20 protein-coding genes are annotated in these 24031 nt (G+C 37.8%); 7 read left to right on the forward strand and 13 right to left on the reverse strand.

Going from position 1 to position 24031, the window contains the following annotated elements; translation table 11 throughout:
- Positions 1-57: 57 nt before the first annotated feature.
- Together NRL14_RS18745 and NRL14_RS18750 are read left to right on the forward strand one after the other, a co-directional pair.
- Positions 58-1203, forward strand: a complete 1146-nt coding sequence (locus tag NRL14_RS18745) for a cupin domain-containing protein (protein ID WP_306725336.1) — start codon at positions 58-60, stop codon at positions 1201-1203.
- A gap of 9 nt (positions 1204-1212) precedes the next feature.
- On the forward strand, positions 1213-1671 hold the full coding sequence (locus NRL14_RS18750; protein ID WP_007375704.1) for a GNAT family N-acetyltransferase: 459 nt from the start codon (positions 1213-1215) through the stop codon (positions 1669-1671).
- Positions 1672-1733: 62 nt separating this feature from the next.
- Here NRL14_RS18750 and NRL14_RS18755 read toward each other — a convergent pair whose 3' ends face one another.
- The 3 genes from NRL14_RS18755 to NRL14_RS18765 all read right to left on the reverse strand — a co-directional run bounded on the left by NRL14_RS18755 (position 1734) and on the right by NRL14_RS18765 (position 4287).
- A complete protein-coding gene (locus tag NRL14_RS18755) occupies positions 1734-2180 on the reverse strand; it encodes a DUF4826 family protein (protein ID WP_149614246.1) in 447 nt (148 codons plus the stop codon).
- Positions 2181-2297: 117 nt separating this feature from the next.
- Positions 2298-3701, reverse strand: coding sequence for a M28 family metallopeptidase (locus NRL14_RS18760; RefSeq protein ID WP_306725337.1), 1404 nt, complete (start codon positions 3699-3701; stop codon positions 2298-2300).
- Between the two features lie 172 nt (positions 3702-3873).
- Complete coding sequence (locus NRL14_RS18765) at positions 3874-4287, reverse strand: hypothetical protein (RefSeq protein WP_149605866.1); 414 nt, start codon at positions 4285-4287, stop codon at positions 3874-3876.
- 147 nt (positions 4288-4434) lie between these two features.
- On the opposite strand from NRL14_RS18765, the gene NRL14_RS18770 reads away from it, so the two are divergent.
- Positions 4435-5232, forward strand: coding sequence for a hypothetical protein (locus tag NRL14_RS18770; RefSeq protein WP_149605865.1), 798 nt, complete (start codon positions 4435-4437; stop codon positions 5230-5232).
- Between the two features lie 6 nt (positions 5233-5238).
- Here the strand turns inward: NRL14_RS18770 and NRL14_RS18775 are convergent, their stop codons facing one another.
- Positions 5239-5643 (reverse strand): GFA family protein, encoded by a 405-nt coding sequence (locus tag NRL14_RS18775; RefSeq protein ID WP_007375699.1) that lies wholly within the window; start codon positions 5641-5643, stop codon positions 5239-5241.
- 217 nt (positions 5644-5860) lie between these two features.
- Between NRL14_RS18775 and NRL14_RS18780 the strand changes: the two genes are divergently transcribed.
- The 3 genes from NRL14_RS18780 to NRL14_RS18790 all read left to right on the forward strand — a co-directional run bounded on the left by NRL14_RS18780 (position 5861) and on the right by NRL14_RS18790 (position 10286).
- Positions 5861-6697: a hypothetical protein gene (locus tag NRL14_RS18780; protein WP_306725338.1), complete on the forward strand. Its 837-nt coding sequence runs from the start codon at positions 5861-5863 to the stop codon at positions 6695-6697.
- A gap of 97 nt (positions 6698-6794) precedes the next feature.
- The gene (locus NRL14_RS18785; protein ID WP_149605863.1) at positions 6795-8642 is read left to right on the forward strand and encodes an ABC transporter ATP-binding protein; all 1848 of its coding nucleotides are present in this window, start codon (positions 6795-6797) and stop codon (positions 8640-8642) included.
- 771 nt (positions 8643-9413) lie between these two features.
- The gene (locus tag NRL14_RS18790) at positions 9414-10286 is read left to right on the forward strand and encodes a beta-agarase (protein ID WP_050482451.1); all 873 of its coding nucleotides are present in this window, start codon (positions 9414-9416) and stop codon (positions 10284-10286) included.
- Positions 10287-10975: 689 nt separating this feature from the next.
- Here NRL14_RS18790 and NRL14_RS18795 read toward each other — a convergent pair.
- The 7 genes from NRL14_RS18795 to NRL14_RS18825 form a co-directional block, all read right to left on the reverse strand.
- Entirely contained in the window at positions 10976-12343 is a 1368-nt protein-coding gene (locus NRL14_RS18795; protein WP_306725339.1) for a hypothetical protein, read from the reverse strand.
- A gap of 467 nt (positions 12344-12810) precedes the next feature.
- Positions 12811-13230 carry an MAPEG family protein gene (locus tag NRL14_RS18800; protein WP_149605862.1) on the reverse strand — a complete coding sequence of 140 codons (420 nt, stop codon included), beginning with the start codon at positions 13228-13230 and terminating at the stop codon, positions 12811-12813.
- Positions 13231-13384: 154 nt separating this feature from the next.
- Positions 13385-14506, reverse strand: coding sequence for an ABC transporter permease (locus tag NRL14_RS18805; protein ID WP_306725340.1), 1122 nt, complete (start codon positions 14504-14506; stop codon positions 13385-13387).
- A gap of 2 nt (positions 14507-14508) precedes the next feature.
- Positions 14509-17322, reverse strand: coding sequence for a ribosome-associated ATPase/putative transporter RbbA (gene rbbA / locus NRL14_RS18810; RefSeq protein WP_306725341.1), 2814 nt, complete (start codon positions 17320-17322; stop codon positions 14509-14511).
- The gene (locus tag NRL14_RS18815) at positions 17322-18326 is read right to left on the reverse strand and encodes an HlyD family secretion protein (RefSeq protein WP_306725342.1); all 1005 of its coding nucleotides are present in this window, start codon (positions 18324-18326) and stop codon (positions 17322-17324) included. Before NRL14_RS18815 ends, rbbA begins: the two co-directional genes overlap by 1 nt.
- Positions 18327-18685: 359 nt before the next feature.
- Positions 18686-19396, reverse strand: a complete 711-nt coding sequence (locus tag NRL14_RS18820) for a murein L,D-transpeptidase family protein (protein ID WP_306725343.1) — start codon at positions 19394-19396, stop codon at positions 18686-18688.
- Between the two features lie 14 nt (positions 19397-19410).
- Positions 19411-20526, reverse strand: a complete 1116-nt coding sequence (locus NRL14_RS18825; protein ID WP_306725344.1) for an endonuclease/exonuclease/phosphatase family protein — start codon at positions 20524-20526, stop codon at positions 19411-19413.
- Positions 20527-20822: 296 nt separating this feature from the next.
- On the opposite strand from NRL14_RS18825, the gene NRL14_RS18830 reads away from it, so the two are divergent.
- Positions 20823-21494 (forward strand): hypothetical protein, encoded by a 672-nt coding sequence (locus NRL14_RS18830; RefSeq protein ID WP_149605857.1) that lies wholly within the window; start codon positions 20823-20825, stop codon positions 21492-21494.
- A gap of 58 nt (positions 21495-21552) precedes the next feature.
- Here NRL14_RS18830 and NRL14_RS18835 read toward each other — a convergent pair whose 3' ends face one another.
- Together NRL14_RS18835 and NRL14_RS18840 are read right to left on the reverse strand one after the other, a co-directional pair.
- Positions 21553-22260 carry a response regulator transcription factor gene (locus tag NRL14_RS18835; protein WP_033030387.1) on the reverse strand — a complete coding sequence of 236 codons (708 nt, stop codon included), beginning with the start codon at positions 22258-22260 and terminating at the stop codon, positions 21553-21555.
- A gap of 123 nt (positions 22261-22383) precedes the next feature.
- Complete coding sequence (locus tag NRL14_RS18840; RefSeq protein WP_149605856.1) at positions 22384-23988, reverse strand: ATP-binding protein; 1605 nt, start codon at positions 23986-23988, stop codon at positions 22384-22386.
- Positions 23989-24031: the final 43 nt, after the last annotated feature.

Here is a 24031-nt window from a genome sequence, read left to right on the forward strand (position 1 = left end):
ATCATCCTTTCGCTTTTTTTTTTTTAACCCCATTGCACTAACTAGTAGGCATAATGTATGTATCAATTAAAAATAAATAATTTGTCTGAGCAAGAGTTTTTAAGCCATTATTGGCAAAAAAAACCGCTTTTAATCAAACAAGGTTTTACTGATTTTCAAGACCCACTTGATGCTAATGAGCTTGCCGGCCTAGCAATGGAAGAAAGCATAGAGTCACGCATTATCACCAATCATAAAAATGATTGGCAAACGCACCAAGGTCCATTTGAAGACTTTGAGCAGTTAACAGACGATCACTCTACATTGCTCGTGCAAGCAGTTGATCACTGGCATAGCGATGCTGCACAACTACTAGAACCATTTAGGTTTATTCCAAACTGGCGCATAGATGATTTAATGATCAGCTATTCAACGCCTAATGGTGGTGTTGGCCCACACTTAGATCAGTACGATGTATTTATTATTCAAGGCGAAGGCAAACGTCATTGGCGTGTAGGTCTGCCTGATCCGACACTTAAGCAGTTTGCTCAAAACAAAAAATTACTGCAAGTAGAAGCATTTGAAGCCGTAATAGATTGCATATTAGAGCCCGGCGATATTTTATATATTCCACCTGGGTGTCCTCACGAAGGTTACGCTGTAGAAAATGCACTCAATTACTCAGTTGGTTTTAGAGCCCCTAATCAACAAGATTTATTGTCGAGCTTCGCCGATCATATTATTGATACCGAAAGTGGTCAAAAACGCTACACCGATGGTAATCTCACACTCAGAGAATCTAAAGGTGAGCTTAATAATATTGAAGTCACTAAAGTTAAAAAATTAATGCAAGGACTGCTTGAAAACGACACGTTATTCAAACAATGGCTAGGAACAACCTTAAGCCAACCTAAACATGAAATGGACTTAGCGCCTGTTGAAGAGCCATTTTCAGCTGAGCAAATAACGAATGCATTAACTAATAACACCATTGTGTTTGAACGCTTAGGTGGCACACGCGCTATTTATCAATTGCTTGAAGAAAACATTTTGTTAAGTGTAAACGGCGAAAATTACACTGTGTTATTAACTGACTTAGCTGCTGTGAAACTACTAACTGACGATATCGAGTTTGAAGCCTCGCAGTTAAAATTTTTAAAACCTAGCCTAGTATTTATTCAAACCTTTACTACACTCGTTAATGAGGGAATTTGGTTTAACTAGGAGTTTGCCATGGGCTATCAAGTTGATAAAGTAGAATGGGCTATACGTAAGGATATGCTTCAACTAATTCGTGAGCGTGTTTTTGTTTATGAATTACACATACCTAAACGTATAGAATTTGATAGCCTAGATAAATTTGCGTTGCATGTACTTGTTACAGACGACACTCACTGCCCCGTTGCTACAGGCCGATTATGTACTGATGGCTTAATTGGTCGAATAGCTGTACTACCCGCACACCGAAACCGCAATGTATATAAATCGCTTCTCAATTTCATTATTGATTTAGCATCAAATCAGGGGATAGAAGCTGTCAGTATTAATTGTATTCTAGATGAAGTAGAACGTTTTAAGCGAAATGGCTTTATTCAGCAAGGAAATGTGTTTATGGAGGCGGGAATTCCTAGGCAACGTATGCAATGCTCTGTTTCGGCGTTTAATACAACGCCTTTCACACTTGTCCATTAGATTAAGAAAAGGGCAATAAATAAACCATCACCCTCTACTTTTTTACTTAACCCAAACTGTAGTTACTTTGGTTCATTTGCCCACAGAGGCTCATTTTCATACATTTCGTACAAGCCATGTGCTCTATTTATAAGTAAGTTAGCAAAATCTACCTGCGTTTTGTCACGGGCGCCTGTACTCATAATTTGATCCGCTTTTAATTGCCACTGCAAAGAAAAGTAACGCATTGCATCACGGGCATCTGTAGCCGCACTAACCTCAGCATGATCTGTAGGTAACCGCCCTGTTACCACCCAATATGTTTTACCATTTTGTGCTTTAAATTTCCACATTGCGCAAAGTGGCGCTAAAAATCGGCTGTCTTTATCAACTACTGATTTTGGCATAATGCCCTTTTCAGCTAAGTGTTTTTGCGCTGCCTGAAAACATTCACGCTGCCATGCAACACGTTGTTGCTCAGCTAAAGCTTGCTCTTGTGCTGTTAACGGTTTTTTTTCTTGTTGTTGCATTTTTAATAACCTTTTACTTCTTTTTTTACACTCTAAGGGCTTAGTAAATAAGGTGCAAGTATAAAATGGCCATTTACACCTTCAAGCGCTCTGTTTGCTGAATTTTCAGCCAAACTACTATTTTATATTGTGATCAAACGAACCTACATCACCCGGAAACACTACTGGCGACTCAACACCGTCTTTACTAACAGAGGCTACACCAAAGTAATAATTATCAATCACTACATTTTTAAGTGTGTACTGTGAAACCCTGCCAACGTATTTACTAAACTGCCATTGCGGCTCGCTCGTGTAACGCCAATAAATTTTGTAACCCGCAATATTTTCATCACTGCTTTGTTGCCATGAAAACGACGTATCAGCTGTAACTGCTCCTTTTATTTTAACTTCTTTTGGCGGTGCGGGTGCCCATGCCATAGATGCCATCGTTACCGCATTAAGTGAAGTTAACTTAGCCGTATAATCAAAATCAACGCCTTCAATAGTATCACCATACTCAACCCCATTTTCGGTGCGTAAATCTTGATGCTGGCGATCGTAATGCTCGTTAGTTTCCATAATACGCACTGCGGCAAAACCTGCATCGTTAAATGGACGATGATGCCCACCACGGCCAAACCTATCTAATCGATATACAAGCATTGTATCTAAATTAGGAATGTATCTATCCGCAATAGTATCTATGTAGCGCGCTAAATTACGACTCGCAGAATCAACTTCACCACCTCTAAAGCGGCGAATATTAGCTTGCTCTTTTGTTTCTACAACACGGGTACCTTCTGAAAATATACGTGCAGTTGTATTATCGTTTACCCCATTAATGCCGGTAATATTGCCAATCATATCGTTGTTTAAAACGCCATGAACTTGCCAGTCATGCTTTTGCGCGTAAGCCGTTAATATTTTTCCACCAAACAAACCTTGCTCTTCGCCCGAAAGCGCCGCGTAAACTACCGATCCATTAAATTTGTATTTACTTAAAACACGAGCAGCTTCTATTACACCTGCCACGCCTGATGCGTTATCATTTGCCCCAGGTGAATCACTCGTAAAGTCCATAACATCACTTACACGTGAATCTATGTCGCCCGACATCATCACCATGCGATCAGGCTCGCTCGACCCGCGTTGAATGGCCACTATATTAACCACTTCAACAGGATTAGGAATGCGTTTTTCGCCCGATATAGTGTCCTTTACTTCAATAATTTCTAGACAACCGCCACACTGCGCGGATATTTTTTCAAATTCTTTTTTTATCCAACGCCTAGCCGCACCGATGCCTCGCGTATCCGATTTAGTTTCTGAAAGCGTATGGCGAGTACCAAAATCCACCAGCGTTTGAATGTCACTACCAATACGTGCGGCTGATACTTGAGCTGCTATGTCATGTAATTTTTGTTGGTCGGTATATTGAAGTTGTGTTTTCCCATGTGCTGATAGTGCAAGTGTGCAAGCGCCTGCAATTGCAGTAAATTTAAGTAACGTTGTTGTGATTTTCAAAGGTGTTTTAAGCATTTATTAGCTCCTAATTATTATAGTGTAACCATTACTTAACTTAGATTTTATGGCAATACATTTGAGGTAGATGTAGAAAGGAGCACGCTAAAGCGCATTTACAAGAGGTTACGCGGATAGTAAAAGCCATTTAATTCCAATAGGTACTGGGCCAAAACTGATTATGTATACTTTAGTGAGTGGTTTTAATACCAAATTCTTTTAAAAACGCCTTATGTCCTCCTAAGCTTGCAAGCACAGCAGCAGAAAAAATAAATATTAATACAAATGCTAAACAGCTCAAAAAATCAGAATTATTTGCAGGATTAATATAGTAGTTAAGTAAAAAACCACTTAGTACACCTATAAAAGCAATTTTGTTAAATAAAAAGTAACTTGGGATCTCAAATGCCCAAACTGAGGTATTGTTTACAAACTGCCTATATCCATACGTCATAAAAGCCAACATACCAACGATACTAATTGCAAAAGTAGACACTGTGGTTAACACGCTCATATTTTTGTAAATAAGCACATACCCTAATCGTAAAGAATAGATAAATACCGCAAACCACGCTAAAACAGCTGGCCCTAAAATCAATCCCATTTCCAATCCTTGAATAATACTTAAGTAGTTAATTGCCAATACAATATTATAGTAATAAGTGAAATTACATGTGTTCTGCACAATAATCTATTTAAAAATTTATTTTTCGTGGCACACTATGAATGTGTTTATAAAAAAGTTTAAGTTATGCGTCAGCTAAAAAACGATACCATTGAAGCAAACCAAATCAAATCAGAACAAACTGATTTTGGCCCTATAACTGTATTTCAAAATCAACAGTATCGTTGGCTAACACTTGCACAAAAAAAAGATGAAGATATTACTATTCAAGGTGTTATGTGCCTTGTGCATCCAGAACAAGTAATCGTCCCTGTAAATCAATGCATGTTGCTCTTTTTACTTAAACCTGTAAATACACTAAACATATTAAATTTAGGCTTAGGAACCGCAGGGTTTGAGCGAATCATGTATCACCTGCAAAACCATACGCCTTACATAAATATCATTAATACATTTAGTACAATCGAAATAAACCCGAATATAGCCTCTATTGCAACGCAATTATTTAACCTACCAAGTAACCACAATATCCACTTACAATGCGCTGAGCAGTATATTTCAAAATGCGCAGCTAACTTCAACGTAATTACTATTGATATTTTTAGTGGTGAACATCATCAGCCTTTTTTAACCAATGACAGCTTTTGGCAAAACATAAATCGCTGTAGTGAGCAAAATACGCAAGTAATCGTTAATTTAAACCCGCAAACAGGTCAAGAATTACAAGCCCTTTTGGTACTGATAAGGCAACATTTTAAATGCTTGGCGCTAATAGAGTTTAATGAATATAAAAATATAGTATTGATATTGTGCCAACATACGTTGATGCATATTAACGTTGATGAAATACAAAACTCACCTGTGTTTATAAATTTTGCGCCAGACCTTTATAAAAGTATTAACAGTATTTACCACATTGAATAAAACGTCTTACCGCCCAGGTTCATGTTTTTCATAGCACGGTAAGCTTGTTTCTAACAGCTCCCAGTTAGCCTTAGATGTAACAAAGTTATGCGACAATACTTGTTCAGTAATATCGCTATCAAATATACCTAGACGAATTCGTATTCTGCTTTTGTCATCTGCATTACTACTATAAACAGGAGAGCCACAACATTTACAAAAATAGCGCGTACGCCCTGCTTTAAAACTATATTCACTGAGTCGTTCTTGCCCTTTCGTTATTGTGAAGTCATCTGTATTTACAAAGCCATTAGTTGCAAATGCAGTCCCGCTATTTTTTCTACATAGTGAACAATGGCAATGAATAATGCTGGTTATACTGCCCAATACTTCAACACTTACTTCACCGCACAAACACGAACCCGTATACATAAAACGTCCTAATAATTTAATTAATTTCAACTCAGCTAAAATTTGCTGAGCTGATTGAATACAATGACAATATTACATTTTCAAGCTCAATCAAACCATAACTAATGTTTTAGTGATTGACATAAAAAAGTTAAATTGGTTATATGACTTTTAATAAAAACCATAGCCGAAATTAAAATTGGTTAACCAAATATCATTAATATTACGAGAGCCAATTATGTCTTCTAAACACATTTTATTTCTTTGCTTATTCAGCACCCTATCAGCATGTTCAACCATTCAAAAAAACACATCGAGCGATTGGCTGCTTATTGATAACTTTGAACATTCACTTAGCAAGTGGCAAAGTGTTGATACTCAAAATGAAACCAAACCACAAGTTAAAAATCCACAAATAACAGTTATACAACCAGAACAAGCAATCGCATCTGTTAATCATTATTTACTAAAAAAGCCTGCGGCAGAAGGCATTGTAGGAAATCGTAAAGCGCTTTCTTATACAAAGCTTCCACTAGCGGTTGAAGTTGGTCAAACCTACACATTTTATATACGTATAAACGTCGCTGCGTTTCCCAATAATCACGCTTTTGGGCTGAGTAATCTTACTCCGGAGTTAATTAATAAACATGCGTACGATGCGTTTGAGCCAACACTTCGCGTAACCGATAAAACAGAATCAAACGGGCTTGTAAACGATGGCGCATTAATGGTTAAAACCGACAGCGGATATAGCAACACTCAAAACTACACTACAAAACAGTCAGCTAAACCTCTGCAAACAAATACATGGTACGACGTATGGTACATTGTTAATAACGCAGCAGCCTCAGAGCAAGGTCAGCAATATGATGTTTACGTAAAAGGTGGTGAGTTTAACAGTCAAACGCTGGTATATAAAAATGCACAATTTAGAATGAAGCGCGAACAACCTCTTATATACTTTTTAGCAAACTGTAATACGGGCCCAATTAAAAAACCTTATGGTAATGGTGGGCTCAAATACGATGATTTATACATGAGCGAAGGAATAAATCTAAGTAACCCAACGCAATAAATAAGAATAATACTCATAATTAATGACCTACAAACCTGCATTTAAAAATACTTAAATGGTATAATACTCACCATTATTTGCCATTTAAGTTTTTAAAATGTATCGATTATTTGAAAAAATGACAAAAGCATTTCCTGAGGACCAACCCACTCAGCCGCCTTCTACTTTATTTGCTTTTTGTCGCCACTACACCAAAGGAATGGAGCTGTCGCTACTACTTATGTCAATCAGCGCCGCCATGCTTGCTATTTTAGAGGTTTCTTTATTTAGCTACATGGGCCAACTTGTCGATTGGTTAACGGCCTATACACCCGAGACTTTGTTTGTAGAGCAAAAGTCAGAACTTATAAAAATGGCCGTAATGCTGTTAGTTGTGCTGCCCGTTGTTGTATTTTTTCACTCTGCTATTTTGCACCAAGCATTGCTGGGCAATTACCCTATGTCGATTCGCTGGTTAGCGCATCGTTATTTACTGCGCCAAAGTGTCAGCTTTTATCAAAATGAATTTGCTGGACGAATAGCCACTAAAGTACTGCAAACTTCTTTAGCCGTTCGCGAAACAGTGACTAAACTACTCGATGTATTAATGTATATCGTGGTTTATTTTGGCTCTATGGTATTTTTAGTTGCCGAAGCCGATTGGCGCTTAATGATCCCGTTACTGGTTTGGTTAGCTTTATACATCTGCGTGCAGCTTTATTTTGTACCGCGCCTTAAAAAAATTGCCAGCTCACAAGCCGATGCGCGCTCAGAAATGACCGGTCGTATTGTTGATAGCTACACTAATATTTCTACCATTAAATTATTTTCGTATACCCAACGTGAAGAGCAATACGCAAAACAAAGCATGGATGTATTTTTACAGCCTGTGTACAAGCAAATGCGCTTAGTAACCAGCTTAAACTTTGTTATTCAAAGCTTAAATTACCTATTAGTATTTTCGGTTGCCGCTGTATCACTTTATTTATGGTCGCTTAGCGCAATTAGCGCCGGAGCTATTGCAGTTGCTGTTAGCTTAGCGCTTAGATTAAACGGTATGGCGCAGTGGATCATGTGGGAAATAAGCAGCTTATTTGAAAACATTGGCACCGTAGCCGATGGCATGAAAACACTTTCTAACCCTATTGAAGTTGCCGATAAACCAAATGCCGATACACTTAACGTAAGCCAAGGTGCCATTGAGTTTAACAACGTACACTTTAACTACGGTAAAGCAGCAAACGAGACTAATCGCAGCCCAGTAATGGACGGTTTAAACTTAAATATTAAACCTGGCGAAAAAATTGGTTTAGTCGGTCGCTCTGGCGCTGGTAAATCAACACTTGTTAACTTATTACTGCGCTTTTACGATACCGACTCAGGAACAATAAAAATTGATGGGCAAAACATCACAGACGTAAGCCAAGAAAGCCTACGCCGATATATAGCCATGGTAACGCAAGATACCTCTTTGCTACATCGCTCAGTAAAAGACAATATTTTGTACGGTCGCCCCGATGCAACCCACGATGAAATGCTCAACGCGACCAAACAAGCTAAGGCACTTGAGTTTATAAACGACTTAGTCGACAGCAAAGGCAATAAAGGCTTTGATGCACAGGTGGGCGAACGCGGTGTTACGCTTTCGGGCGGTCAGCGCCAACGTATTGCTATTGCACGTGTGCTACTTAAAAATGCACCCATACTTATACTCGACGAAGCCACCAGCGCACTCGACTCTGAAGTAGAAGCTGCAATTCAGGCAAGTCTTGATGATTTAATGACAGGCAAAACAGTTATTGCCATAGCGCATAGGCTCTCAACCATTGCACAAATGGATAGATTAATTGTACTCGATGATGGCGGCGTGGTTGAACAAGGCACTCACGAGGAACTAATCGCTAAAGCCGGAATTTACGCTGCACTTTGGACTCACCAAACTGGCGGATTTATAGGAGTAGATTGATCATATAAGACCCTAGATATTAGCCTTTATTTTGATGCAACTAAAAACATAAAAGCGAAGCTGCTAACAAGGCTCTTCGCTTTAAATGTAAATTTTTTGTGTCATGAAAAATTTATCTAAATATTAGTGTCGTTTACTGCTTTGTAAAACGTTCATTCACTTCATATTTCTAATTGTTAAAATATTAATAACTCAACGTCCCTAGCATAGCTCTTTACTATAGATTTAGATAAAAATTGTAAAAATAAAAACAAATTATTTTTCAATTTATACATCAAGTTATAAAAACAATCCAACCTTGCTTCATTAAAAACATTTCTCTAGTTCCAATATTAGGTATTTATTAGCAGTAGTAATATCTCTATTTTGATAAAAGTTAACTGATTGATACAGAGAAAAAATATCTCGCCTAAGCAAAAAGACAATGTTAACAGGTGTAATTTAATTATTAACAAAATAAATATTTAATCATCTATTGTTAACAATGTGTAATTGTGTAAATATCAAACAGTTGCTTTGGTGTTACTTTAAAATCAGTACAACAAAGTTACATTACACACTATTTAACTTTTATTAAAACGTATCCATGTCGGTATGCTTATGCTGGTATTTTCATAAGCTTGAGTTTGAATATGGATACAAATAATAGAAGGTACACACAAAAGAGATTGTTTCATCTAGGGCCTGTTTATCTTTCGATGATTAAATTCACTAAAGTCACTCGCACTAGTTAAAGAAGCATATCTACATTAATTTGCATGGAGATTTTATATGAATATATTAAAACTACTATCCTGTTCTACTTGCGCAATACTCTGCACAGCAACACATGCTGCAGATTGGGACGCATATAGTATTCCGGCTTCTGCTGGATCAGGTAAAACATGGCAATTACAAACTGTTTCCGACCAATTTAACTACCAAGCCGGTACTTCAAATAAACCGGCAGCATTTACCAATCGTTGGAATGCTTCGTATATTAATGCTTGGCTTGGGCCTGGTGATACTGAATTCAGTTCAGGTCATTCCTACACTACTGGTGGTGCGTTAGGCCTTCAGGCAACTGAAAAAGCAGGAACAAATAAAGTGCTTTCGGGAATTGTTTCTTCAAAAGCAACTTTTACATACCCACTTTATCTTGAGGCAATGGTAAAACCGAGTAATAACACTATGGCTAATGCCGTATGGATGCTGAGCTCTGATTCAACTCAAGAAATTGATGCAATGGAGTCCTACGGCAGTGATCGTGTAGGGCAAGAGTGGTTTGACCAACGTATGCACGTAAGTCACCATGTTTTTATACGTGAGCCATTTCAAGATTACCAACCAAAAGATGCAGGCGCATGGGTATACAATAGCGGTGAAACATACCGAAATAAATTTCGTCGCTACGGTGTACATTGGAAGGACGCATGGAACCTAGATTACTATATTGATGGTGTATTAGTTCGCAGCGTTTCGGGTCCGAATATAATTGATCCTGAAGGCTATACAGGCGGCACAGGGCTAAATAAACCAATGCACATCATTTTAGATATGGAACATCAGCCTTGGCGTGATGTAAAACCGAATTCAACCGAGCTAGCGGATTCAAACAAAAGTATATTTTGGATTGATTGGGTACGTGTTTACAAAGCAAACTAAGTCATTCTAAAATATTTGTAATACTAGGTTTTATTACTTCTCGTTATACGACACGGAGCAATAAAATTTAAGCTCCCCAAAACTACTTAATGCGGCTATTAAAGCCGCATTGAGTATAATTAATCTGAACTCTGGATAGTAAATCTATCTCGAGCAGCTATTGACGCGTGAATTCGCCTTATTTTCACTGAAAACCTCAGGCTAGAGAAAATAAATTTAAATATCTTTATAAGTCAATATATTAGCAAGTATCTTGACCAAAGTTCAGATTAATTAATCTCAAAAAATAAATACATCACCACCTCTCTATTTAATTAAAAATAAAAATCGGCATCTACTATTATCTTCATAAAATAAATTTGTTCATAAATACTTTGTCGGCTTAATCATTAAGCTAACAGCTTTATGGCGCTAGCAGCGCTTGCTGATCTTTGAGGATTAAATTTGTTCAACTCAGGGGTAATTTAATTGCAGCGCGAGATTTGTAATCTAGTGGGCTGGGTAACTGCTGCCACGTCCTAATCACTCCTTACCTACAACAGGCAACGATGAAAGAAACCGAGGGCAGCCCGTGTGTTCTTTATGTATAGTTGTCACCTATTTAGGAGAATAGCCATACTACATAGGCTCTGCCTTGCCTAAATACCAAACACAGCGCTGTAAATTCAACCTCAAAAGATAAACAGGCGCTAGTGTGTATCAGCGTTATAAAATTTTATTTTCGCTTGATCTATTTCACTCGATGACAATCTTAATGTTTCGTATAATAATTCAAAATCAAAATCATTTCGTCCGTAAACAAATTTTAATATTGATTCTATTAATAACATTCGCTCATCTTGATCCGATATATCATTAGCAAGCTCTATAGCAAAAGGTAAATCACGTTCAATAGATTTTTCGCCAACAAAACGTTTTGCATAACTAGCTTCATTACTCGGCATTAATGACTTCAGCCAATCACGTGCCATATCAGGATCATTTTTAATTAAACGAGAGCCAATATTACTCATTACCCATTTTTTTGCAGAAACTGGCAGTGTGGGCGCTAAATCAATCAACATACCTAATTTATTATAAGGTATATCAATACTAAGGTTATTTAATAGTTTATCACGGAAAAAAGGATCTTCTTGCGCTAATGCCACGTCAAACGAACGACCTATATATTCCTCGTTAGTCGCCATATATTTCAGTAGTTGCACTATTCCTACATGCCTACTTGCTTCATCTTCAATACTATTAACCCAGTTCAAAGACTGTTCTAAATTTTCTGAAGCGAGTTTTTTTGTGTAAAATTTAATGGTATCAAATTTTAATTGAGAGTTAGGCAATTCTGAAATTATATTTTCAGCATCATTTGGTTGCTGCTGTATTAATTGCATCAAAACAAAACCCATTAAATGCGCATACATATCTGGGCGTGGCTGTTGGCTAAACCACTCCATCACTGCGCCAGCATTTTTTCTACTCCATTGATTTAACAGTTTATCAATCACACCAGATTTAACGGCAGGGTTCAAAGAAAATCTAACGTCTTCAATGGCTGTAATGGGGCTCTCATCCATAAGCGAAGAGTATGCAACAGTGATTAAATCAACTTGAGTGCTATTATCAAATCCTTTATTTTGAATCCACTCAGACAAATTTTGTAGATCATATTGACCAATGACAGGAATAACACTATTTAGTAAGCGATTACGCATTATGGTATCCAGCCCAAGCATATGCTCTAAGCCTGATGGCCAATTTACCTTAATCCATGCCAAATAAAGAGGTTGCGTTGTTGCAAGTTTAATCTCTAGCGTTTCATCACGTAATTCAATAAGAAGTAGTTCAATACAAATAGAAAACTCATCATTGACTTTCATATCGCTTAATTTCGTATCACAGCTATCAAACACAACTCCCAAGTGCTGATCCGCCTTAGTTGAAACAAAGCGTGTTGTCTCTAAAGTAACTTCACTTTCGGGTGAGTCATCAGTATCAGAGGCATCTGGACTTAGCAAAAAAAACTCGGCACGTAGATAAAAAACAAATAGTGCGGCAATCGACAAAGCTAAAACTATTTTAATTTTAATAAGTGCCTCCTTATACCAATTTTAATACCGTAAATAATACGTTTTATGCAGGCCCTGTTCAGCTCTTTGGGTTAAATTTGCTCTATCTGAGACGATTTAACCACGTCGTAAGATTTGTAACCTCGCGGGCTAAGTAAAAACCAAACAGCAAAGAGTAAATTGCCTGGATAATACTTAAAGGTAGTGTAAATAATTTACTAAGATAGTTAGATATTGCCTGCCTATTTATCACGCGTCAATTAATATAATAAATACATTAAATTAACACCAAAGACACATGAACAGAGGTAAATAAAATTTAATCAAAATGCTCATGGTTAAAAATAGCCCTATCATTTTAATAAGACCCACTCCCTTTACAAAAAAAGCGAAGTAATTATAAAATCACTTCGCTTTGGTTATAGATATTGTGATGAACAATATTTATTACTTTAATAGATAAGCTATACAATTAACCTCAAACCAATCATCACTAGCATAACCATATTTGCAATCACACCAATTAAGAAGAAGTAACTACGCGGGCTTGGGTTTTTCTCTGTTGCTATAGCGTAGTACAGTACCATGTGAATTAAACGCGCAATTAAGTACACCCAAATACACATTGCAAATATTGGGCTTTGGTAATTAATTACAAATGCAAATAACACAGTACCTATAAATAATGCGCTGTTTTCAAGCGTATTATGAAATGTACGATGCGCCCTGAATATAAAGCTGTCGTGCGATAAATCTTCATCAATTTTACCTGGCACCGCATTAGGCTCTTTTGCTTTACTAAACGTAGCCACTGCCCATTGTACAACCAACATAATTAAATACAGGTAAAACGCTAAGTAAGCCGAAAGTGTAACTTCAGTCATTATTAAATCCCTTATTGTGTTTTTAATTGGTATTATCCAGCAAGTTTTAGGCCGCACTTAGTTTGTTGATAAATATAAGTTTAATTTAGTAAAACTATTTATGAATGTAAGTAATTCCACCTTTTTATAAAAATTACCGACTAGATAAACCTTATTATCCAAACGCGACTGATTTACGAAACCGCGATAATGCAAATATAAAAAATACACTGCCGATTACGAATAAAGCCAAAAAGTAAGGCCAAACTACATCCCACCCCGCTCCTCTATATAAGATGGCTTGAGCAAACTTTACAAAATGAGTCGTAGGTGCAAATAACATAATATTTTGTACTATATCAGGCATGCTTTCGCGAGGGGTAACCCCGCCCGACAACATTTGCAATGGCAATAATATAAGGATCATCAGTAAGCCTAATTGCGGCATGGTACGCGCCTGCGTTCCTAATAATATTCCCAATGATGTTGTCGCAAATAAATGAATGGCGGCGCCCAATAAAAATAACGCTGCTGAGCCATGAATAGGCACTTGTAAAAAGCCTTCAATTACAATAAAAAGTGAAAAAGTGGTCAGTAATAAAATAACTAAACCATTGGCCCAAATTTTAGCAATTACAATTTCAAATGGCGTTAATGGCATTACTAATAAATGCTCCAGCGTACCGTGTTCACGCTCACGTATCACCGCAGCTCCGGTTAAAATAATCGAAATCATGGTAATAACGTTCATTAATTCCATCACACTGCCAAACCACACACTGGTCATATTGGGATTAAACATTATGTGCGCCGATTGCTTAATAGGCAGTGTGTATACCGATCGATAGCCTTGAACAAATTCATTAATTTCAGCACTAATAATTGTTTGAATATAATTATCACCAATAAATGCTTGCGACATACGTGTGGCGTCTATATTCACTTGTAATGTAGGTTGCTTACCTGCAAGAACGTCACGCTCAAAGTGTGGCGGAATATTTAGCACAAAGGTATAACTTCCGTTATCAAACGAAGGATCCACTGCACTTAACGCAATAACGTCAGGCGTTTTAAAGTAAGGGTCGTAAAATGCATTAATTATACGCTTAGATAGTTGTGATTGATCGCCGTCAACAACTGCAATAGGTGCATTATTTAACTCAATGGAAGTTGCCGAAGACACAACATAAATTAATCCTGTAAAAGCAAAAAACACAAATAATAACAGCACTTTATCGCGCCATAAGCTACGCAGTTCTTTGATACCTAAATTAAGAATATTACTAAGGCATTGCATGGCTATTTATCCTGCTTTGGAAGTAAAAATACACTGGCTAACGTCAGCACTGGTATAAAAGTAAGCAAAGGTAAAAACTGCGCCGATAAATCAGAAAAATTAAGTGCTTTATTAAACACACCACGGCATGCTTCTAAAAAGTATGTAGTTGGAAATAGTTTTCCGATTATTGCAGGAAAGCCTTCTAAGGATGAAACGGGGTCAATCAACCCGCAAAAATTAACAGCAATCATCAATACAACCACAGTTGATGCCGCTAATGCCGATATTTGTGTCTTAGTAAAAGCCGAAATTAACAGCCCTACACCAGTTGTTGCTGTTACATACAATAAAGCAGCCAAGCTCAACGCCCATAAACTTCCTTTTAGCGGAACACCAAATACAGTGACAGCTAGGGCAACTAAGCCAAAAAAACTTACCATACTAACTAAAATGTAAGGCAGTTGTTTACCAATAATAAATTCGAGTCGCGTAACCGGTGTAACATATAAATTAGTGATTGAACCTAATTCTTTTTCACGTACAACACCCAACGCCATTAATATTGCAGGAATAAACACTAACAAAAGTGGAATAACAGCAGGCACCATGGCCTCAATACTTTTAAAGTCTTGATTATAACGATAGCGTGATTCAATATTCGCCGGTACCAAATTGGGTATGACCCCATAAGTACGCAATGATAAGTCAGTTAGGTAACTGTAATACGAACTCGTCATATAACCCGATATAGTTTCTGCCCTAAAAGGCATGGAACCATCAATCCAAACTACAATTTCTGGCGTGCGCTCGCGTTTCAATTGCTGGCCAAAATTAGGTGGGATCTCAACGGCCACACTTAACTCGCCGCTGCGCATTCGTTTATCTAGCTCTGAAGGGCTTTTAATATCAGCTTTTTGTATGAAGTAGCGCGATCCGGCAATATTTTGAACGTAATCGCGACTTTCAGGGGTTTGATCTTGGTCCATCACCGCAAAGCTCAAATCTTCAACATCAAAGGTAATCCCATAACCTAAAATAAACATTAAAATAATTGAGCCTAACAACACAAAGGTTAAACGAATAGGATCGCGCCATAGCTCCAGCGTTTCGCGATGAGCATAGCCAAACAAGCGTAAAAAACTAAAAGCGGTATTCGCTTTCTTTTTACCAATTGACGGTATTTTAGGTTCAATCTCTGGTAATGGTTCAGGCTCATCGACCGTCGTTGTTGACAAAGCAGAACTCGCTTGAGACTCAAGCATCGCCTCTTCTAAGTAAGTAATAAAGGCATCTTCGAGCGTATCAGCACTGCGTGCTTTGCAAAGTGCAGCGGGTGTATCACTGGCAAGTATTTTTCCTGCATGCATCAACGAAATTCTATCGCAGCGTGCGGCTTCATCCATAAAGTGAGTCGAAATAAAAATAGTAACGCCCTGCTCACGCGATAACTCAATAAGTAATTCCCAAAAGTCATCACGTGCAACAGGATCTACGCCCGAGGTAGGTTCATCAAGTATAAGCATTTCAGGGCTATGCACTACCGCAACCGCAAGCGATAAACGCTGGCGAATACCTAACGGTAAATCGACAGGAAAATCATCACGGTATTTTTTAAGGTTAAACCGTATAATTAATTCATTAACGCGCGGCGCAATTTGCTCTGTTGGTAAATGAAATAAGCGCGCATGCAACACCATATTTTGCTCAACGGTTAATTCATTATAAAGTGAAAATGCTTGCGACATAAAACCAACGCGCTTACGAGTTTCTATATTGTTAGCATCAACAACTTGACCAAATAACTTAGCTTCGCCACTGCTTGCCGGTTGAAGGCCTGTCAGCATTTTCATAGTTGTGGTTTTACCACAGCCATTTGATCCCAAAAAGCCAAAAATCTCGCCTTGTTCAATGCGTAAACTAACGTTGTTAACCGCTGTAAAATCACCATATATTTTACTAAGCGCTGTAGCCTGAATAGCGGCTTCATCAGTTTTTAGATTATTCTGACGAGGAGGAACCACAAGTACGTGATGATCATGACGCTTTTCTTCAGGTAGTAATGATATAAATGCTTCATCAAGGGATTTTTTCCCTGTTTGAGCCTTAATCTCCTCTGGGCTACCAGTACCTATAACTTTGCCATCGTCCATGGCGATTAGCCAATCAAAATCATCTGCCTCTTCCATGTAAGCGGTAGCAACGAGTACACTCATACCACTATGCTGAGCGCGAATATGGTTAATCAATTGCCAAAATTGGCGACGAGAAAGCGGATCGACCCCCGTTGTTGGTTCATCCAAAATTAATAACTCAGGGTCATGAATTAACGCACAGCATAAACCGAGTTTTTGTTTCATCCCGCCTGAGAGTTTTTCTGCAGGGCGATCAGCAAACTCAGTGAGTCCAGTGCTTTTTAATAAGTTTTTGATTCGGTGCTGACGCTCTTTTTTTTCTTGCCCAAAAAGCCGACCAAAAAAATCAATATTTTCAAAAACAGAGAGTGTCGGGTATAAGTTTTTGCCTAATCCTTGTGGCATATAAGCAATACGTGGCGAAGTTGAAGTACGAAAGCGGCTACTACGCATATTGCCCCCTAACACTTCAACGTCACCATTTTGAACGGCACGTGCTCCTGCAATAAGTGCAAGCAAACTCGACTTACCTACGCCATCAGGGCCTATAAAACCCACTATACTGCCCGCAGGTAACTCCAGATTAATATTATCCAACGCTAAATTATTGCCATAGCGATGCGTAACCTGAGTAAGCTTAACCACACTAAAAGGTTTTTTAGCTTTGTTGATCTGCTTTTTGCCATTGTTTTCATCAGCCATTATTCAGGCACTCTAACCTGCAACTGCATAGGCCAATTTTGCTCTGGTGCTAATAAAACATAAGCAAGTCCAGGCACGCCTGTTTTAACTTGTTCAATATGATCGTTTAATAATTTTGAATCTAGCTTCACTTTTACTCTAAACATCAGTTTGTCACGCTCGTTACGTGTTTCTACCGATTTAGGCGTAAATTGTGCTTGCGCTGATATAAAAGTAACTTTAGCGGGTAACGTGTATTGCGCAATTGCATCTATTACAATGCGTGCCTCAGAGCCTATTGTTACTTTGCCAGCTTGCGCTGTTGGCAAATAAATACTCATGTACACATCGGTTAAATCAAGCAAAGAAAAAACCTTCCCACCACTGCCAAGCACTTCACCTGGCTCTGCTAATCTATATAATATTCGGCCACTAATAGGCGCTTTAAGGGTGCTATCGGCAATATTACTGTGTAATCGCTCAATACGCGCTTGTGCTGCGTCTATTTCTGCATCCGACTGCACCACTTTTACATTTGCCGCTTTTAAAGCCGCTTGCGCTGTTGCAGCGCTTGTTCGTTGCTGATCAACTACTTCTTTTGAAATATGCCCTTGTTTGAGCAGTGCTACAGAGCGACGTAACTCGGTTTCTGCAAAAGTAAGTTCACTTTTATGTTGTTCTACAATTGCCAAAGCATATTTACGTGACTCAGTAGCAACACGTAACCCAGCATTAGCCTCACGTAATTGTGCATTTAAATCGTCAGTATCAATAACCGCCAATGTTTGACCGGCTTCGACCATGTCACCTTCTTGTGCTAAAACCTCAATCAAGCGCCCCGGCAATTTTGTTGCAATATCGTACTCGGTCGCTTCAATGCGGCCATTTCCATAGGCTACGCTCTCTGGCAATTGTTCAGATAGCAGTGCTGGTTGCTGAGTTTGCCAAACATACCAACCACCCCCACCCAATATGATCACAGCAGCGATTGTACTGAGAGATTTGAGTGTCGATTTAATCGTCATGCGGTAAAACTCCATGTATATAAAAGTAGGTAAATGTAGCCAGTCTTGGCCTATTTATAAGATTAGGCTAATACTGCACTATTTTTGGTATTAACTATCACTGTATGAGTTAATTGTAATATAGGTGTGACTCTACTTTGTTACTTCACGATAGTAGATGATTTTAATGAATTTTAAATGTCAGTATCCCTATTAATAATCTATCATTACCGCCGCTTATAAGCTTGATGCAGATCAAAAAACATTCAACTCAATAATAAAGATTTCAAATAAGCTAACAACCAATCAAAACGGTTAATATTTTTAAACGACAAAAAATATAATTAAACAGCCCGATTATTTACGTATATTTTTTACCATTAATATCTATTTTCGAACGTATACATTCCTTTATAAACTTCAACATTTGGTGGCTTTTTATAGTTGTTAAAGTAATCGTAACCTTCTTTAAGGTTAAGCCAAAAAGGGTACCATTGGTTTGCTTTATGCTTTGATAAAACTTCATCCTCAAGCATAAACGGAAATGAATGAACCCTAAAAAAAGATTGCCCCGATTTTAACGCTGCAGCACCCAACGCGTAAATCTCATTTATATATTCATCAGTCATCGCATAACACCCAATAGAAACACAGTTGCCATGCACCATCAGTGCACTGCCAGTTCGGTTGTGTGTCCGGTCATATTTATTTGGAAAGCCCAAATTAAATGATAAGTGATAATTGCTCCAAGGATTAAGCCCACTAGCATCAACATAATAAAAGCCTTCAGGGCTTTGGTTGTCGCCTACTTTTAATTTAGGGCCAAGATCATCTGAAAAAGTACAAATTTCATAATTTTTGAAGTGTATAAATGTGCCATCATCCGACTCCAGCCAGACTTCAAGAATACCTGGGTCTTTGAATATTCGAATAAATATAGGTGCACCATATTCAAGCCCTTTATCAGATAGTTGCTTTTTTAAAGTGGGTGCAACCATTGATATCGCTTTTTCAGAACGTGCACTGGTAGGAAATTCTGCAGCAAAAGAATTAAACATAAAAAAAACCAAGAATGTAATTAATTTTTTCATAATAAAAACACCCTTTAAGACCTTAATTTTAGTGTGATCAACACAACACCGTGGTCGGTGCTTAGATCGTCTCGATCATACTCGGGATTTATTAAGTGCCTGTCGTAAGTGTTATAACCACTGACTTCAAAAAAACTGTCATCATAACTAGCATCAAACTCACACGACAATAAAATGTAATCAAGCACAGAGCTGCTCGCGCCATAATAATGTGTTGCCGGTCTTAACGGTGCTGCCTTTGTTATGTTTATATTTTTTACTTGGCTGTTACTGCTATCACAATCGCTTTGTACATCGTTTGTTATTGCTTCATCGCTAATCACTTCATCATTACTTAGCTGCGACTTAACAAACAAATCCCATGAATCATTTAAACAATATTTAGCAAGGTAGGTTTTAGCGTCAAACGCAGGTGCAAAGCGTAGCGTACTCGTCAGTAAATGGCTTAATACGCCATCCGCAAGTTCATTATTAAAGTCCCCCATTAATAGCATGGGTTGCTGCGTAGCTTCACGGCGAGTAATCATTTGTATCATTAGCAATGTAGCTTCACTGCCACGCTGAATAGTTGAGCCCCACCCACCCGCTACGTTCGCTTTTAAAATCTCAATTATGTTTTGCTCGGGTGCAAGCTCTTTATTGTGCTCATCAACATTAATCATCGGGCGCTTAGATTTAAAATGCACCACATAACAATCAGTATTGCCTATGTGCGGCAAAGTAACGGTCGCTCTCAATACCTTACGACTAAAAGTAAACTCACTATTAAGGCCAAGCGTACTTGCAAGCTCGCTGTCATGCTCAACCGCTGCTATCTCAACTATGGGATATTTAGAGGCAATCGCTACTACTGGGCGTTTATAAATAAAATCATCAATCACCTCTGGCGTATCAACTACTGCAAAGTAATTATAGCCTTGCTCAGAAACTAGCTCTTTTAACGAATCAATACTAAACACTTCCTGAAAACCAATCACATCAGGGGCATGATCTGTTAAGTAATCAACAACCCAACGCTGCTTTTTAGCCCACTGCTGCCCGGTATAAATTTTCTCAAATTCATAGTATGCATTGGGCGGCTCAAGGTAGTTAAACAGGTTAAATGTGGCTATTTTTAGTTGGGTGTTCATGATTTCTGACTCAATGGGACGAATAGAGTTTGCACTTTCTTGCGTACATAACGGGGGAAGATTACTGATAAAATTAGCCTGTATAAAATTAATAAAAATAAGAAGTAACCCACTGCGAAATTGATAAACACATAAAAAATTAACAGCTTCTTACAATTCATGACAATACCCGACAAGCCCTGAGAATTACATGTCTACTGATATGTTAGCCTTTGAGCTATAAATTTACGACTTAAATACCTCATTTCTAGAATCAGTTACTAAATGCAATAAAACTAAAAATTATGGAGATTATTATGAACACCAGTAATAAAGGACTACGTATTTCATTGTTGTTTGGCTTTGCAACTATTTTAAGTGGCTGTGGTGAAAGCTCAGATGAGCTAGATAATAAATTAACTCATGAGGCAAGAGTATCTTTTGTAAATTCACTAGACTACATGGCCGATCTTCATCTTAAAAAAAGGAACATTAGCACAGGTTATAGCGGCCTATTTGATAACGATACTATTATTTCAGCCGATGTAGCAAGTAACACAGTAAGCACAACTTACCGTTACAGCTATAAAGCAATTAACAATATGATCAATTTAGGTGTTAAAAACAGCATTACCACAAACCAAGAAGAGCGTATAACCAAAACTTTAAGCAATAACGATAACCTATGGGTTATTTCCTGGAAAGCATCGGGCGAACAAACTGTTTCGGTGATTAGTAAAAAGCAAAACAATAATGCAGACGTATTTAATGTACGTTTATTTGCTAACGGTAATTACACTGTTTTAATCGATAACACTAAAACAATAACCACTGAAAAAGGCAAAGTCACCGACTACTTAAGCGTTAACAGCTGCGCTAATGGTTTAAAAATTGATGATAAATTTATTGATTTATGCACTGGTGATTTTGGCGCTTCTTATTTACTTATTGTTGATAAAAACGGTAAACGAGTAATGGCTGAGGAATAACATTTATAGCGCCTTAAATGCAGTAGCTTTAATATGCTACTGCTACAAACCCTATTATTTACCATGCACTTACAACAAACAAATACCCTTTTGAGCGTACCGTTTTAATTTTTAAAGAATTACGCGCATCATCGCCCAATTTTTTGCGTAACTGACTAATATGGTTATCTATACCACGTTCAATACCGTCATAATAATAACCTTTTAACTGTTCAACAATACTATTACGAGACAAAACCGTGCCAGCATTTTTAGCCAGCAATATTAAAAGGTCGTATTCACCATCGGTAAGTTGCACTGGCAAACCACCTAACGTAACCGTTCTATTGTGGGATGCAATAACGAGTTCTCCAAAGCTTATAAAACCTTTAGCTTGTGTGTTTATCCCTGCAGCTTGCATAGGTTGCTCACGCCTTAAAAACGCTTTAATTTTAGCAAGTAATAAACGAGGTTTTACCGGTTTGAGTAAGTAGTCATCTGCGCCAATTTCAAGCCCAACAATTTGATCAATTTCTTCTTCTCGTGCGGTAAACATAACAATATAACCATTGTACAAAGGCCTAACCTCACGACACACCGTTAAGCCATCTTTTTTGGGCAACATAACATCCAAAATAACTAATGCAGGTTGCCACTGTAGAATAGTTGTAACCGCATCCTCCCCATTAGCCGCTATTTTAACTTCATACCCTTCAAGCGTTAAATACTCATCAATAGACTCTGCCAACGGCAAATCGTCTTCTACAACTAAAATTTTTGGTTTCATAACGTATTCCATGTCATACCTATCGGCTTATATACAGGCTCTGTTTAACGATTATAAGATTGATCTCTTACTAAGCAGAGTTATGTGTCTAATCATTTAATTAATTGCAAACCTATCCGTGACTTACATGTTAGTAGGCCAGTGCAAAATAAAACGTGCGCCACCCAAAGAAGACTCATCAACACTCGCCTCACCGCCATGCCAATCTAATATTTGCTTCACAATAGCAAGGCCTAAACCGGTTCCGCCTGTTTGTAAATTACGACTTTCATCTTCTCTGTAAAATGCCTCAAATATCTTTCTTCGAGCTGAGTTAGCAACGCCATCGCCGTCATCCTCTACATATATTAACCAACCTTTCCCTACTTTTTGATAACTGATCTGAATAACATCTCGCCCATAAGCAATCGCATTTCGAATCAAATTACTTAAAGCTCGGCTCATATAAAACTTATCAAACAGTGCTTCACACTCAGCATTTTCAAGTAACGTAATTGTTTTTTTTGGGTTTGCTTCTTGCCAAACAATTAGCTCTTGTTTTATCCATTGATTAAGCTCAACGGTTTCTAATGCTAATGTTGGGGCTTCTCTATCAAAGCGAGCGTGGGTAAGCATTTCAGACACAAGTAAATTCAATTCATTTAGCGAAATTTCAATACGATCTAACTGCCCTACCTGATAGTCGTTTGTTGTACTGCCACGAAGTAATTCTAAGTTAAATTCGATACGCGCAATAGGTGTGCGTAACTCATGCGACACCGCATTAACCAAATTTTTATGTGAAGAAATTAAACGCTGTATTTTTTCGGCCATTATATTAAATGTTTTAGATAAGTTATTTAAATGACTAAAACGAATAAGCTTAGCCCGCGTTTCAAACTTGCCTTGCCCAAGCAGCGCAGCAACCTTGTTAAGAGATCGCATAGAACGCCACCCAGGAATTAACCAAATAATAATAGGGATCAGTAAAAAAAAGCCGAATATAAAATAAAACACACTCAACATATACACAACTTTACTTTTTAGCTCAGGGCTAAATGGGCCTAGCACAATAACCTGATCGCTATTGCCAATACGTTGCATCACTATATCGGCGGGATACCCTATAAAATCAGAATCGTTTGATGATATAGAAACCATCACGCCCTGTTCTAATTCAGCCATTTGCTGCGATGTGTAATTTAATTCGCTCAAGGTTTTGAGCAACACGGGATATGCAAATTCATGGCTCAGCGAATCAATAACCTGCGGCCACTCTTTTTTAGGGTACTGTATTAACCTATTATTAAGTAAATAAAAAGTGCCCATCATCCAACGCTGTGCTTCATTTACTAAATGCTTGGGCACAGAGTTTGGCTTAACAATAACTAAGAGCTGGCTGTCATCAATTTTTCGATAAACTAAATCAGCAAATGGGTCGCCTAAAATTTTATTTTCTGTAAGTAAGGTGTTTTGCTCGCTCGAAAAATCACGTTGATTATATGCTTGCAAAGAAAGCGCAAAGCCAAAATTAGCCTGTATATTGTTTAAATAAGCTAATCTGTCGTTTTTAGGTATACCTTTAAGTTGGTCGGCAAGTAAATCAGTAGAACCCGATGTTAAAAACTCTAACGCCCATTTTTCAGTGGGATGCCTCACCTTGTTTTCAAATTGCGGAATAATAAATAACTGAATACTCACCACTGAAGAGATAATAATAATTAGTAAAAAAAGTAGCGATTTTTTCATGTGTTATATGAGGTCAATAAGTAAACATAAACCTTATCATACA

Origin of the sequence: Pseudoalteromonas sp. 20-92 (genome assembly GCF_030847595.1) — a bacterium.
Classification (GTDB): domain Bacteria; phylum Pseudomonadota; class Gammaproteobacteria; order Enterobacterales; family Alteromonadaceae; genus Pseudoalteromonas; species Pseudoalteromonas fuliginea.

Bases quoted from the DNA above. Each gene is read 5' to 3' on its own strand.
- NRL14_RS18755 (WP_149614246.1), bottom strand. From the start codon at position 2,180: ATGCAACAACAAGAAAAAAAACCGTTAACAGCACAAGAGCAAGCTTTA.
- NRL14_RS18805 (WP_306725340.1), bottom strand. From the start codon at position 14,506: ATGCAATGCCTTAGTAATATTCTTAATTTAGGTATCAAAGAACTGCGT.
- NRL14_RS18775 (WP_007375699.1), bottom strand. From the start codon at position 5,643: ATGTATACGGGTTCGTGTTTGTGCGGTGAAGTAAGTGTTGAAGTATTG.
- NRL14_RS18780 (WP_306725338.1), top strand. From the start codon at position 5,861: ATGTCTTCTAAACACATTTTATTTCTTTGCTTATTCAGCACCCTATCA.
- NRL14_RS18800 (WP_149605862.1), bottom strand. From the start codon at position 13,230: ATGACTGAAGTTACACTTTCGGCTTACTTAGCGTTTTACCTGTATTTA.
- NRL14_RS18745 (WP_306725336.1), top strand. From the start codon at position 58: ATGTATCAATTAAAAATAAATAATTTGTCTGAGCAAGAGTTTTTAAGC.
- NRL14_RS18760 (WP_306725337.1), bottom strand. From the start codon at position 3,701: ATGCTTAAAACACCTTTGAAAATCACAACAACGTTACTTAAATTTACT.
- NRL14_RS18785 (WP_149605863.1), top strand. From the start codon at position 6,795: ATGTATCGATTATTTGAAAAAATGACAAAAGCATTTCCTGAGGACCAA.
- NRL14_RS18825 (WP_306725344.1), bottom strand. From the start codon at position 20,526: ATGAACACCCAACTAAAAATAGCCACATTTAACCTGTTTAACTACCTT.
- NRL14_RS18815 (WP_306725342.1), bottom strand. From the start codon at position 18,326: ATGACGATTAAATCGACACTCAAATCTCTCAGTACAATCGCTGCTGTG.
- NRL14_RS18830 (WP_149605857.1), top strand. From the start codon at position 20,823: ATGAACACCAGTAATAAAGGACTACGTATTTCATTGTTGTTTGGCTTT.
- NRL14_RS18765 (WP_149605866.1), bottom strand. From the start codon at position 4,287: ATGGGATTGATTTTAGGGCCAGCTGTTTTAGCGTGGTTTGCGGTATTT.
- NRL14_RS18770 (WP_149605865.1), top strand. From the start codon at position 4,435: ATGCGTCAGCTAAAAAACGATACCATTGAAGCAAACCAAATCAAATCA.
- rbbA (WP_306725341.1), bottom strand. From the start codon at position 17,322: ATGGCTGATGAAAACAATGGCAAAAAGCAGATCAACAAAGCTAAAAAA.
- NRL14_RS18835 (WP_033030387.1), bottom strand. From the start codon at position 22,260: ATGAAACCAAAAATTTTAGTTGTAGAAGACGATTTGCCGTTGGCAGAG.
- NRL14_RS18790 (WP_050482451.1), top strand. From the start codon at position 9,414: ATGAATATATTAAAACTACTATCCTGTTCTACTTGCGCAATACTCTGC.
- NRL14_RS18820 (WP_306725343.1), bottom strand. From the start codon at position 19,396: ATGAAAAAATTAATTACATTCTTGGTTTTTTTTATGTTTAATTCTTTT.
- NRL14_RS18840 (WP_149605856.1), bottom strand. From the start codon at position 23,988: ATGAAAAAATCGCTACTTTTTTTACTAATTATTATTATCTCTTCAGTG.
- NRL14_RS18750 (WP_007375704.1), top strand. From the start codon at position 1,213: ATGGGCTATCAAGTTGATAAAGTAGAATGGGCTATACGTAAGGATATG.